Below are 13,164 nucleotides of genomic sequence, written 5' to 3'. Positions count from 1 at the left end.
GGGACGCACGACACCCGACACCCGCACTGCACCACGCACTGCACCACGCAGGGCACCACGCAGGGCACCATTTACGCGCCGGCCGCGCTTGCCGGGCGCTCTAAACAGAACAGAATGATGGAAGCTCGTCGAGCTTATCGGGATCGAGGTATGTATGACGCCTGACTCGCGCAAGATCACGCAGTGCGGCATGACCTGCCGTCTCGGGGCCCTCGGTGTGGCGCTCGCGCTCTGTGCCGGGCTCGCGGGCTGTGGCCTCGCGGCCGCGCCGTGCCGGGTCGCGTCGGCCGGTCTGAAGATCGTGCCGCTGGTCGGGCACGTCGCCGCCGCGCCGACCGATGCATGCGCGGCGGTGATCGATCCTTGAGTGTCCGGTCATCGCGCCATGCCATGGCGGCGTGCCATTCGCGTTTCGTCCGGTTGGGTATGTCGCTGCCAACGCCGCATCAAACGCCGTAGCAAACCAGCAACAAGCGAGGCATCCGATGAAGACATGGCTGGTTGCAGCAATCACAGCGGCGAGCCTCGCCGCGCTCGACGGCGATGCATGCGCCGCGCCGTTGCAGGTCACGCAGATTCAGACCAAAAATCGCCAGACGCACAAATACACCTGCGCGACCGGCAAGATTCTGCATGTCACTTACTGGAACACCGCGAACGGCCAGAGCTTCGCGCTCGTGCCGGTGAATGGCAAACCGCTGCTGTTCGTCAATACGATGTCGGCGTCCGGCGCGAAATACCAGGCCGGCAGCTACACGTGGTGGACCAAGGGTCCGCGCGCCGATCTATATGACGCGATGAACGGCGAAAGTGCGCCGCCGGTTCTCTCCGACTGCGTCACCATCGTCCGCTAGGCATGATGCGGCGGCTCTCGGGGTGCGTGCCGCCGCTTCCCCTCCGCCGGCTCACGCCACCCCCGCCGCACCGCATGCCCCGCCTGCGCGCATCATTTCCGTACGAGTAGTAAGCTGTCCGGCATGGCATTCGCCGTGCCGTCGTGCCATGCCGCGTGTTGTCCGCGCGGCCGTCGTCGTCTTCGATCGTCCGTTTCCGGAGCCCGAGGTGGGGCTCACGGCCCGCGTCCGTATCATCAAGCGAGACCTCAATGAAAGCATCGGACCTGTTCGTCAAATCGCTGGAAGCCGAAGGTGTCGAGTATGTGTTCGGCATCCCCGGCGAAGAAAATCTCGATCTGCTCGAATCGCTGCGCCGCTCGAAAATCCGTCTGATCCTCACGCGCCACGAACAGGCGGCCGGCTTTATGGCTGCCACTTATGGACGCCTCACCGGCCGCACCGGCGTATGTCTCGCTACGCTCGGCCCCGGCGCGACCAACTTCGTGACCGCCGCGGCGTATGCGCAGCTGGGCGGCATGCCGATGCTGATGGTCACCGGACAAAAGCCGATCAAATCGAGCAAGCAGGGCCATTTCCAGATCGTCGACGTCGTGCGGATGATGGAGCCGCTCACCAAGTACACGCGGCAGATCGTGTCGATCAGCAACATTCCGGCGGCGGTGCGCGAGGCGGTCCGGCAGGCCGAGGAAGAGCGGCCTGGCGCCACTCACCTCGAATTGCCCGAAGACGTCGCGCACGAAGAGGGCGATGGCAAGCCGATTCCGAAGAGCTATAGCCGCCGCCCCGTCGCCGAGGAAAAAGCGGTGGCGCGCGCGGTCGAGGCGATCATCGGGGCGAAGCATCCGTTGCTGATGATCGGCGCGGGCGGCAACCGCAAGACCACCACGAAGATGCTGCGCGAGTTCGTCGATCAGATCGGCATTCCGTTCTTCACCACGCAGATGGGCAAGGGCGTGATCGACGAATCGCATCCGATGTGGCTCGGCAATGCGACGCTGTCCGACGGCGACTTCGTGCACCGCGCGATCGAGCACGCGGACTGCATCATCAACGTGGGCCACGACGTGATCGAGAAGCCGCCATTCTTCATGCGCAGCGGCGAAGCAGGCGAGAAGACGGTGATTCACGTCAATTTTCTCGGCGCGGAAGTCGATACCGTGTATTTCCCGCAGATCGAAGTGGTCGGCGATATCGCCAATGCGGTGTGGCAGTTGAAGGAAAGCCTCAAGGAGCGTCAGGAGCATTGGGACTTCACGCGCTTCAAGGAGATCAAGCAGCACTTCGAGGCGCATCTGGTCAAAGGCCAGCACGACGACCGCTTTCCGATGTATCCGGTGCGGATCGTCAACGACGTGTACGAGACCACGCCGGTGGACGGCATCGTGTGTCTGGACAACGGCATGTACAAGATCTGGTTCGCTCGCTACTACCGCGCGCATGAACCGAATTCGCTGCTGCTCGACAACGCGCTCGCGTCGATGGGCGCGGGCTTGCCCTCGGCGATCGCCACCAGGATCGTGCACCCGGATCGCAAGGTCATGGCCGTGTGCGGTGACGGCGGCTTTCTGATGAATTCGCAGGAACTGGAAACGGCGGTGCGTCTGAAGCTCGATCTGGTGATCCTGATCCTGCGCGACGACGCGTTCGGGATGATTCGCTGGAAGCAGGAGAACATGAACTTCCCCGACTACGGCATGACGCTCGCCAATCCCGATTTCGTCGCGTATGCGCAGAGCTATGGCGCGAAGGGGCATCGGATCGAATCGGCCGCGGAGTTCGCGCCTTTGCTGCGCGAATGTTTCGCGACGCCCGGCGTGCACGTGATCGATGTGCCGATCGACTACTCGGACAACGAGCGCGTGCTCAACCGAGAGATCAAGCGGCTGTCCGCGCAACTGTGAATTTCGTCTGAACCGGAAGCGGGCGGCATGGCGCTCGCGCGCGGCGCCGCCGCTACTGCTGGTACTGCTCTTGCTGCTTTTTGCTGCTCCCAGGCATCGGATCAAGGAGAACGCGTCATGTTGAAGAAGACTTACCCGTACTACCTCGCCAACAAGGCAGTGGCGGCCAACACCGATCTCGAAGTCACCGACAAATTTAGCGGCGAAGTGGCGACCCGCGTCGCGATGGCCGACGCGGCAGCGATCGACAAGGCGATCGGCCACGCCGTCGACGCGATGCCCGCCATGCGCGCGTTCCCGCCGTTCAAGCGTCAGGCGGTGCTGGAACACTGCGTGACGCGCTTTCGCGAACGTTATGACGAACTGGCGCTCGCGCTGTGCATCGAGGCGGGCAAGCCGATCAACGATTCGAAAGGCGAGGTCACGCGCCTGATCGACACGTTCAAGGTGGCTGCCGAGGAGAGCGTGCGGATCGACGGCGAGATCGTCAATCTGGAGATTTCACCGCGCGCGAAGGGCTATCACGGCTACGTGAAGCGCGTGCCGATCGGGCCGTGCTCGTTCATCTCGCCGTTCAATTTCCCGTTGAACCTGACCGCGCACAAAGTCGCGCCGGCAATTGCCGCGGGCGTGCCGTTCGTGCTGAAGCCGGCGAGCCGCACACCGGTCGGCGCGCTGATCATGGGCGAGATTCTCGCGGAAACCGATCTGCCCAAAGGCGCGTTCTCGATCCTTCCCGCGCATCGCGATGGCGCCGATCTGTTCACTACCGACGAGCGTTTCAAGCTGCTCTCGTTTACCGGTTCGCCGGCGGTGGGGTGGGATCTGAAGGCGAAGGCCGGCAAGAAGAAAGTGATTCTGGAGTTGGGCGGCAACGCGTCCGCGATCGTCGACGGCGATCAGGGCGGCAAGCTCGACTACGTGGTCGAGCGGCTCGCGTTCGGCGCGTTCTATCAGTCGGGGCAAAGCTGCATCGGCGTGCAGCGGATTCTGGTGCACGCGAAGGTGTACGACGCGCTGCGCGAGAAGTTGATCGCGAAAACGAGGTCTCTGGTGATGGGCGATCCGAAAGACGAAAAGACCTTCGTCGGGCCGATGATCTCCGAATCGGAGTCCAAACGCCTCGCCGGCTGGATGGACGGCGCGGTGCAGGCGGGCGCGACAATCGTCGCGGGCGGCAAGGTCGACGGCGCGATGTTCGAGGCCACGCTGCTCGAAGGCGTGAAGCGCGATACCGACCTTTATCGCAAGGAAGCCTTCGGGCCGGTCGCGATCCTGGAGCGCTTCGACGATTTCGAGGCCGCGCTCGCGACGGTCAACGATAGCGACTTCGGTCTGCAAGCGGGCGTGTTCACCGATTCGCTGGCGCATGCGCATCGCGCGTGGGACGCGCTCGAAGTGGGCGGCGTGGTGATCAACGACGTGCCGTCGTTCCGGGTCGACAACATGCCGTATGGCGGCGTGAAGGATTCGGGGCTGGGGCGCGAAGGCGTGCGCTACGCGATTGAAGATATGACGGAGATGCGTCTGATGGTGATGCGCGAGACGTGGTGATGGGACGGGGTGCTCGGGCGTAGGCGGGTGGGCAGGTGCGAGGTGCCACGTGTCGGGCGCATCCCCGCAACCGGCGGCACCGGAAGCGGCGCGCGCCGGTCGCGGAAGTCCCGTCCTGTCATGTGACTGTCGCCTGCGCGGACTACGCTGGCGAGCGAGGCGGCCCGCCGCGTGGTGGCGATGCGCGGTGGCTCGCGCGCAAAGGTGAGCGACGAGCTTTCGGCGACGTAAGCAGAAAGCCGTCACCTGCGCCATGAGTGTTTTTGCTGAAGTGCTACAATACCGGCCTTTCCGGCGGGTGTTTCCGCCGGCCGGAGCCGGCCGCAGTTTTCCCGAAGCAATGACGGGTCCCGTGCGGAACGCCGTGGCTCCGCCTTCATCCTGATGCCCTCTGCGGTTTCGACCGCTGCCGCGCGCACCGCGCCAAGCGCATTTTTAGCGAAAGCCACCATGTCCGACACAGCCGTCACGCCCAGCACTGCGACTTTTGATCAATTCGGTCTCGCGCCCGACATCTTGAAAGCCGTCAAAGAATCGGGCTACACCACGCCAACGCCGATCCAGGCGCAGGCGATTCCCGTCGTGCTGGCTGGCCGTGACGTGATGGGCGCCGCGCAGACCGGCACCGGCAAGACCGCGAGCTTCTCGCTGCCGATCATCCAGCGGTTGCTGCCGCAGGCCAGCACGAGCGCATCGCCCGCACGCCATCCGGTGCGCGCGCTGATCCTCACGCCGACCCGCGAACTCGCCGACCAGGTCGCCGCCAACGTGCAGTCGTATGCGAAGCACACGGCGCTGCGCAGCGCCGTGGTGTTCGGCGGCGTGGATATGAATCCGCAGTCCGAGCAACTGCGCCGCGGCGTCGAAATCCTGATCGCCACGCCGGGCCGTCTGCTCGATCATGTCCAGCAGAAAACCGCCAACCTGGGCCAGGTGCAGATTCTCGTGCTCGACGAAGCCGACCGGATGCTCGACATGGGCTTCCTGCCGGACCTGCAGCGCATCCTGAACCTGCTGCCGAAGGAACGTCAGACGCTGCTGTTTTCGGCCACCTTCTCGGGCGAAATCAAGAAGCTCGCGGCCACGTATCTGCGCGACCCGCAGACCATCGAAGTCGCGCGCAGCAACTCGACCGCGACCAACGTCACGCAGATCGTCTACGAAGTCGCCGAGGGCGACAAGACCGGCGCGGTCGTGCAACTGATCCGCGAGCGCAGCCTCAAGCAGGTGATCGTGTTCTGCAACAGCAAGATCGGCGCGAGCCGGCTTGCGCGCAGCCTCGAACGCGACGGCGTCGTGGCGACCGCGATTCACGGCGACCGCTCGCAGAACGAGCGTATGCAGGCGCTCGACGCGTTCAAGCGCGGCGAGATCGAAGCGCTGGTGGCGACCGACGTCGCCGCGCGCGGCCTGGATATCGCTGAACTCCCCGCAGTGATCAACTTCGACCTGCCGTTCAACGCGGAAGATTACGTGCACCGGATCGGCCGTACCGGACGCGCCGGGGCGTCGGGCGACGCGCTGTCGCTGTGCAGCCCGAACGAGCGCAAGCAGCTTGCCGATATCGAGAAGCTGATCAAGCGGCCTCTCGATGTGCAGCGCCTGACCGTTGCAGCGCCGGTGCGTCATCACCACGAAGAGCGCGCGCCGCGCCGCGAGCGCAGCGGCGATGGCCGTGAGGGTCGCGACGAGCGCGGCAGCCGCCGCCGTACGGGCGCGCCGTCATCCGGCTCGTTCGACCGGCCGCATCACCATCGCGCGCCGCCGGTGGATGACTTCTTCCTCAAGCCGTATGAGCCGTCGCCGTCTTCGATGCGCAAGGTCGAAGAGGCGGCAGCAACGGCCGCGCCGCAGAAGTCGGGCTCGAAGCAGCCGTTGGCGGCATTGCTGGGTGGGTTTGGGATGCCGAGAAAGTCGACCTCGTCCTGATGCTGGCGTGGAAGGTTTAGCGCCTTTTGACGCCTGGCAAGGTTCTTCAGACGCTTCTGTGGTTTAAGCGTCTCAAGCATTTCAAGCGCTTCGCGGTTTCAACTGCGAAGCGCTTTTTTATTTTGTGACGCCCATTCGCCGGGCCCATGCCGTCGTGGCGGCGGCATGGAAGCCGTCCAGCGTCGTGTGGGCCTGACCGTTCAGATCGCCGAGTCCCAGATGGCGCGCCGCGGCGCTGAGCGCCTCGAGCGGCCTGTCGCTGTCGAGCGCGGTGGCGCCCGTCTGCTTGCTCAACTTTTCGCCGAATCCGTTCGTCACGACGGGCACATGCAGATACCGCGGCGTCGACACACCAAGACAGCGTTGCAGATAAATCTGCCGCGCCGTCGAATCCATCAGATCGACGCCGCGCACGATATGCGTGATGCCCGCATCCGCATCGTCGACCACCACCGCCAGTTGATACGCCCATTGATCGTCCGCACGCTTCAAGACGAAGTCGCCGACTTCGGTGGCGAGGTTTTGCATCTGCTCGCCCTGCCAGCGATCGTCGAACGCGATCACGGCAGCAGCGCCGTCGGGCACGCGTAGCCGCCAGGCGCGCGCCGGTTTGCCGTTCAGACCGTGACGGCAGGTGCCAGGGTACGCGAGGGTCGTGTTGCGCGCATGCGCGTGCAGCAGCGAGTCGGCGATTTCCTTGCGCGTGCAGCCGCATGGATAGATCAGACCGGTCGGCTTCAGCTGCTCCAGCGCCTGTTCGTAGCGCGCCATGCGCCGGCTTTGCCAGATGGGTGCTTCGTCGGCGTGCATGCCGAAGCGCGCGAGGGTCGCGAGGATGTCGTCGGCGGCGCCCGGCACGGTGCGCGGCCGGTCGATGTCTTCGATCCGCACGAGCCAGGTGCCCTCATGCGCGCGGGCGTCGAGCCAGCTTGCCAGCGCGCTGACCAGCGAGCCGAAATGCAGCGGCCCGGTGGGCGACGGTGCAAAGCGTCCGCGATAGGTCATGGTCGGGTGGCGTTGTAATGCGCCGCCACCATCACGCCGCGCGCGCCGCCTTGCTGTCCGGATGACACGCCGGGCAGGACTTGCCTGCAACGTACAGCGGCGATTGCTGCGCTTCGGGCGTGACCACGGCGCGGCAGCCGAAGCATTGCGCGGTCGCGGTAGGCTGCAATTGCGGATTCAGCGCGGTGCGGTAATCGAACACGAAGCAGTCGCCGTGATAATGCGCGCCGCCCACTTCCTCGAAGTACTTCAGGATGCCGCCTTCGAGCTGGTACACGTTCTCGATGCCGACTTCCTTCATGTGGATCGCGGCCTTCTCGCAGCGAATCCCGCCGGTGCAGAACGACACCACCGTCTTGCCTTCGAGATCGGCGCGATTGTTCTCGATCATCTCGGGAAACTCGCTGAATTTCGTAATGCGGTAGTCGAGCGCGTCGTCGAACGTGCCGACGTCCACTTCGAATGCGTTGCGCGTGTCGAGCATCACGACCGGACGACCCTCGTCGTCGTGACCGCGGTCCAGCCAGGCCTTCAGCGTCGGAGCGTCGACGAACGGCGCGCGGCCGAGTTCCGGACGGATCGCCGGCTTCTTCATCGTGATGATTTCGCGCTTGAGCTTGACCAGCATGCGCGTGAACGGCTGCTTGTCCGACAGGCTTTCCTTGAATTGCAGATTCGCGAACTTGCCCTCGAACAGCGTATCGTGACGGATGTAGTCGATAAACGCGTCGGTGTGTTCGCGCGTGCCGGCGACGAACAGGTTGATGCCTTCCGGCGCCAGCAGAACGGTGCCGCGCAGGTCGAGCGCATTGCAGCGTTCAGTGACGAGCGGGCGCCAGGCGGCGGTGTCTTCGATGGTCGCGAATTGATACGCGGCGAGATTGACGATACTCATATGTGTTCAGCGGTAAGCAGCGGTATGAAGTGGCCGGCGTGGCGACGCGCGGAGCGTCGAGCCGCCGCGTGGGGCCCGGGATAGCCGGGCAAGCCGGGGTGTCGCGGCCACGTCGAAAAGGGCGAAACCGCTATTATCCCTCAACCCGGCATTTCCCCGGACTCGGCCGAATGGCCAGCCGATTGCGCCAGCTCAAATCGGCCGGCATTTGTGGTGCTGCCTCGTGTTGCTTGCTACTGCTTGTTGCTGCCTGGGTGCCATCTGCTGCAGTCACCGCACGTCGAGCCCGCCGCTGAAGCGGCGCATCATGCTGCGAAAACGTCCGCGCCGTGGGGCTGCTGCGTTCGCGTCCTAAGCCGGACGGCTAACGCGTGGTTTTGCGCTGAACACGGCGGAAGGGTGGAGTTACAATGTCGCCCATGTCAGATCCCCGCTTCGTTCATCTCCGCGTTCACTCCGAATTCTCGATTGCCGATGGCATCGTGCGTCTTGACGACGTCGTCAAGGCCGCGGCCAAAGACGGCCAGGGCGCGCTCGCCCTCACCGACCTCGGCAATGCGTTCGGCCTCGTCCGTTTCTACAAGGAAGCCCGCGGCAAAGGGGTCAAACCCATCGCCGGCTGCGACGTCTGGATCACCAATCCGGATGACCGCGACAAGCCTTCCCGTTTGCTGCTGCTGGTCAAGGACCGGCGCGGCTATCTGAACCTGTGCGAACTGCTCAGCAAGGCATCGCTCACGAACCAGTATCGTGGTCGCGCTGAACTTGAAGCCGGTTGGCTCGAGTCCGGGCTGGGCGTTGGGCTGCTTGCGTTGTCGGGCGCACAGCATGGCGACGTCGGCCTCGCGCTCGCGGCCGGCAACGAGGAAGCGGCGAAGCGCAACGCGCTGCGTTGGGCGAAGGTGTTCCCGGGAGGCTTTTACATCGAGCTGCAGCGTTGCGGCCAGCCGGGCGGCGAGCAATACGTGCAACAGGCGGTTGCGATCGCGGCATCGCTGAAATTGCCGGTGGTCGCCACGCATCCGATGCAGTTCATGACGCCGGACGACTTCACCGCGCACGAAGCGCGCGTATGTATTTCCGAGGGCGACATTCTCGCGAATCCGCGTCGCCCAAAGCGCTTCACGGCCGAGCAGTATTTCCGCACTCAGGAGGAAATGGCCGCGCTGTTCGCGGACATTCCGTCGGCGCTCGCCAACACCGTCGAGATCGCAAAGCGTTGCAATCTCACGCTCGAACTCGGCAAGCCGAAGCTGCCGCTGTTCCCGACGCCCGATGGCATGTCGCTCGACGACTATCTCGTGCTGCTGTCGAAAGAGGGCCTCGAAAAGCGTCTCGAACAGTTGTACCCGGACGAGGCCGAGCGCGCCGCACAGCGTGAAACCTACTACCAGCGCCTCGAATTCGAATGCGGCACGATCATCAAGATGGGCTTTCCGGGCTACTTCCTGATCGTCGCGGACTTCATCAACTGGGCGAAGAACAACGGCGTGCCGGTCGGACCGGGCCGGGGCTCGGGCGCCGGTTCGCTGGTCGCTTACGCGCTTGGCGTGACCGATCTCGACCCGCTGCGCTACAACCTGCTGTTCGAGCGTTTTCTGAATCCGGAGCGGGTGTCGATGCCCGACTTCGACATCGACTTCTGCCAGCACGGCCGCGATCGTGTGATCCAGTACGTGAAGGAGAAGTACGGCGCGGACGCCGTGTCGCAAATCGCGACGTTCGGCACGATGGCCGCGAAAGCGGCGGTGCGCGACATCGGCCGGGTGCTCGATCTCGGCTACATGTTCACCGACGGCATTGCCAAGCTGATTCCGTTCAAGCCGGGCAAGCACGTCACGATCGCCGACGCAATGAAGGAAGAGCCGCTGCTGCAGGAGCGCTTCGACAACGAAGACGAAGTGCACCAGCTGATCGAACTCGCGCAACGCGTCGAAGGCTTGACGCGCAACGTCGGCATGCACGCGGGCGGCGTGCTGATCGCGCCCGGCAAGCTGACCGATTTCTGCCCGCTCTACACACAGGGCGACGAAAGCGGCGTCGTCAGCCAGTACGACAAGGATGACGTCGAGGCCGTCGGCCTCGTGAAGTTCGACTTTCTGGGCTTGACCACGCTGACGATTCTCGACTGGGCCGAGCGCTATATCCGCCGGCTCGATCCGTCGAAGCAGGACTGGTCGCTCGGCCAGGTGCCGCTCGACGATCCGGCGTCGTTCTCGGTTCTGAAGAAAGCAAATACGGTCGCCGTGTTCCAGCTGGAAAGCCGCGGCATGCAGGGCATGCTGAAAGACGCGCAGCCCGACCGCTTCGAGGACATCATCGCGCTGGTCGCGTTGTACCGTCCCGGCCCGATGGACCTGATCCCGAGCTTCTGCGCGCGTAAGCACGGCCGCGAAGTGGTCGAGTATCCGGATCCGCGCGTCGAATCTGTTCTGAAAGAGACCTACGGCATCATGGTCTACCAGGAGCAGGTGATGCAGATGGCGCAGATCATCGGCGGCTACTCGCTGGGTGGCGCCGACTTGCTGCGTCGCGCGATGGGCAAGAAGAAGGCCGAGGAAATGGCCGAGCATCGCGAACTGTTCCGCCAGGGCGCCGCGAAGAACGGGCTGACCGCCGAGAAGGCCGACGAAATCTTTGACTTGATGGAGAAGTTCGCGGGCTACGGCTTCAACAAGTCGCACGCTGCCGCGTATGCGCTGCTTGCGTACTACACCGCGTGGCTGAAGGCGCACCATCCGGCGGAATTCATGGCAGCGAATATGTCGCTCGCCATGGATGACACCGACAAGGTCAAGATCCTGTTCGAAGACTGTCTGACGAACAAGATGGCGGTGTTGCCGCCGGATGTGAATCTGTCCGCGTATCGCTTCGAGCCGGTCGCGCAAGCCGACGGCAAACGCTCGAAAACGATTCGTTACGGGCTGGGCGCGATCAAGGGCAGCGGTCAGAACGCGATCGAAGAAATCCTGCGCGCGCGCGAAGAAGGGCCGTTCATCGACATCTTCGATTTCTGCAACCGGGTCGACCGCCGCATCGTCAATCGCCGCACCATTGAAGCGTTGATCCGCGCGGGCGCGTTCGACACCTTGCATGCGAATCGCGCACAGCTGATCGCGTCGGTCTCGCTCGCGATGGAGGCGGCCGAGCAGGCGAGCGCCAATGCGTTGCAGGCGGGTCTGTTCGACATGGGCGACGCGCCGTCGCAGGGTCACGAACTGGTCGACGAGCCGGAATGGCCGGAAAAGAAGAAACTCCAGGAAGAGAAGGCCGCGCTCGGCTTTTACCTGTCGGGTCACCTGTTCGACGCGTACAAGGACGAAGTGCGCCGCTTCGTGCGCCAGAAGATCGGCGAGTTGAAGGAAGGGCGCGACAAGCTGGTCGCGGGTGTCATCGCGTCGCTGCGTACGCAGATGACCCAGCGCGGCAAGATGCTGATCGCGCTGCTCGACGACGGCACCGGCCAGTGCGAAGTGACGGTCTTCAACGAGACCTTCGAAGCGCACAAGCAACTCTTCAAGGAAGACGAACTGCTGGTCGTGCAAGGGCAGGCGCGTAACGACGCGTTCACGGGCGGCATCCGCTTTACCGTCGACACGGTCATGGATCTGGGCCGCGCGCGTTGCCGTTATGCGGAAGCCGTGAAGGTGCAGATGAACGGCAATGCGGATGCGCTGGCGTTGCGCCGCGTGCTCGAAGCGCATAGCGCCGGCAAGGACGAGCCGCAGGCGGCTTCCGCGCCAGCGGCATCATCGCGCGGTAACGGCGGCGGACGCAACGGCGGCGGTTATGGCAACGACAATGGGCGTCAGCGTCAGGCGGTGCAAATTCCGAACGGCCTGGCTGTGCAGGTGATTTATCGCAGCGAAAATGCGCAAGGCGAAATGCGTCTGGGCGATGCGTGGCGTGTGAAGCCGACCGACGAACTGCTCGCCGCGTTGCGTGGCGAGTTTGCGGGAAGCTCGATCGAGATCGTTTATTGAGGTCCGGGTTTTGTCCGCGCGGTTGAGCGGACAAACTCTGGCTCCGCGTTGAGCGCCGTCGCCCGGCGCCGCCCTTCCTTCACCGCCTGCCGCGCCGCGTCTCTTCGCCCAAACGCGCCAGCTTCAAAAAACGGTAGTAGACCGTTTCCGCGTTGAACACCGCGATCATGAAGCCGGCGCGGCCATCCATAAAACCGCGCCGCAGCAGATAGGTCCGCACGAACGCCCACGCGCCGCGCCCGAGCGCCTTGCCGAAGCTGCCGCGTTGCCCCGCCGCGTGTCGTTGCTGCGCGCCCGCCGTCGAATACGCGTCGGCCTTGCGCAGCACCCCTTCGAAGTCCTCGTACGAGTAGTGCATCAGCTTGCCGGTCAGACGCTGCGCGGGCGTGTCGAACACGAGTCGCTCGTGCACGAGGTCGTCGGAGAAACGCGCGGCGCCGCGTTTGAACAGACGCGGAATCCAGTCCGGATACCAGCCGCTGTGATGAATCCAGTGGCCGCAAAAACTCGACAGCCGGTCCACCGCGTAGACGTCGGCGGTGGGTGCGATGAGTGCCGCGCGGATCGCCACGCCCAGTTCTGGCGAGACGATTTCGTCGGCGTCGATCGACAGAATCCAGTTCGTGCTGAGCGCGTCGACCGCGCGGTTCTTTTGCGCACCGAAGCCGGGCCAGTCGGTCTGTTCGATCACGCGGGCGCCGTGCGCGCGGGCGATGTCGGCGGTGCCGTCGGTGCTGCCGCCGTCGATCACGACGATCTGATCGGCAAAGGCCACGGCTTGCAGGCATTCGGCCAGCCGCGCCGCCGCGTTTCGGGTGATGATGGCGACGCCGAGGGTGGTTTCTTGCATACCTGAGTTGCGTGGGCTGGGTTCGAGCGGCGAGGAACGCGGAATGACGGCCGCTGGTCGTGCAAACGAGTTTCGCGAGTATACACAGCCTCGCTCATCCGGCCCCACACCCAAGCGCGGGGCGCAGCGCCTGAAATGTCGACCATCGCGTGCCTGGCTTTGCGGGTCACGTCCGGTGGTCATCCCACCC

General features: G+C 64.4%; 9 protein-coding genes. 6 read left to right on the top strand and 3 right to left on the bottom strand.

Annotated elements, in window-relative coordinates; genetic code table 11:
* Window positions 1-154 precede the first annotated feature (154 nt).
* The 5 genes from CIC12_RS07545 to CIC12_RS07525 all read left to right on the top strand — a co-directional run bounded on the left by CIC12_RS07545 (window position 155) and on the right by CIC12_RS07525 (window position 6,241).
* Complete coding sequence (locus CIC12_RS07545) at window positions 155-367, top strand: DUF6726 family protein (protein WP_168663527.1); 213 nt, start codon at window positions 155-157, stop codon at window positions 365-367.
* A 118-nt stretch (window positions 368-485) separates the two neighbouring features.
* The gene (locus tag CIC12_RS07540; RefSeq protein ID WP_168663526.1) at window positions 486-854 is read left to right on the top strand and encodes an MliC family protein; all 369 of its coding nucleotides are present in this window, start codon (window positions 486-488) and stop codon (window positions 852-854) included.
* A 251-nt stretch (window positions 855-1,105) separates the two neighbouring features.
* Entirely contained in the window at window positions 1,106-2,758 is a 1,653-nt protein-coding gene (locus CIC12_RS07535; protein WP_168663525.1) for an acetolactate synthase large subunit, read from the top strand.
* Window positions 2,759-2,875: 117 nt separating this feature from the next.
* On the top strand, window positions 2,876-4,312 hold the full coding sequence (locus tag CIC12_RS07530; RefSeq protein WP_168663524.1) for an aldehyde dehydrogenase family protein: 1,437 nt from the start codon (window positions 2,876-2,878) through the stop codon (window positions 4,310-4,312).
* A gap of 450 nt (window positions 4,313-4,762) precedes the next feature.
* The gene (locus tag CIC12_RS07525; RefSeq protein ID WP_168663523.1) at window positions 4,763-6,241 is read left to right on the top strand and encodes a DEAD/DEAH box helicase; all 1,479 of its coding nucleotides are present in this window, start codon (window positions 4,763-4,765) and stop codon (window positions 6,239-6,241) included.
* Window positions 6,242-6,358: 117 nt separating this feature from the next.
* Here CIC12_RS07525 and gluQRS read toward each other — a convergent pair whose 3' ends face one another.
* Both gluQRS and CIC12_RS07515 read right to left on the bottom strand, forming a co-directional pair.
* Window positions 6,359-7,246 carry a tRNA glutamyl-Q(34) synthetase GluQRS gene (gluQRS, locus tag CIC12_RS07520; RefSeq protein ID WP_168663522.1) on the bottom strand — a complete coding sequence of 296 codons (888 nt, stop codon included), beginning with the start codon at window positions 7,244-7,246 and terminating at the stop codon, window positions 6,359-6,361.
* A gap of 31 nt (window positions 7,247-7,277) precedes the next feature.
* Window positions 7,278-8,141 (bottom strand): sulfurtransferase, encoded by an 864-nt coding sequence (locus CIC12_RS07515; protein ID WP_168663521.1) that lies wholly within the window; start codon window positions 8,139-8,141, stop codon window positions 7,278-7,280.
* A gap of 410 nt (window positions 8,142-8,551) precedes the next feature.
* Here CIC12_RS07515 and dnaE point away from each other — a divergent pair, with 410 nt between their 5' ends.
* On the top strand, window positions 8,552-12,124 hold the full coding sequence (dnaE, locus tag CIC12_RS07510) for a DNA polymerase III subunit alpha (RefSeq protein WP_168663520.1): 3,573 nt from the start codon (window positions 8,552-8,554) through the stop codon (window positions 12,122-12,124).
* Window positions 12,125-12,203: 79 nt separating this feature from the next.
* On the opposite strand, the gene CIC12_RS07505 is transcribed toward dnaE, so the two are convergent.
* A complete protein-coding gene (locus CIC12_RS07505; RefSeq protein WP_168663519.1) occupies window positions 12,204-12,974 on the bottom strand; it encodes a glycosyltransferase family 2 protein in 771 nt (256 codons plus the stop codon).
* Window positions 12,975-13,164 lie beyond the last annotated feature (190 nt).

Source organism: Paraburkholderia sp. SG-MS1 (assembly GCF_012275575.1).
Lineage (GTDB): Bacteria > Pseudomonadota > Gammaproteobacteria > Burkholderiales > Burkholderiaceae > Paraburkholderia.
This window is presented reverse-complemented; position numbering and strand designations above follow the sequence as displayed.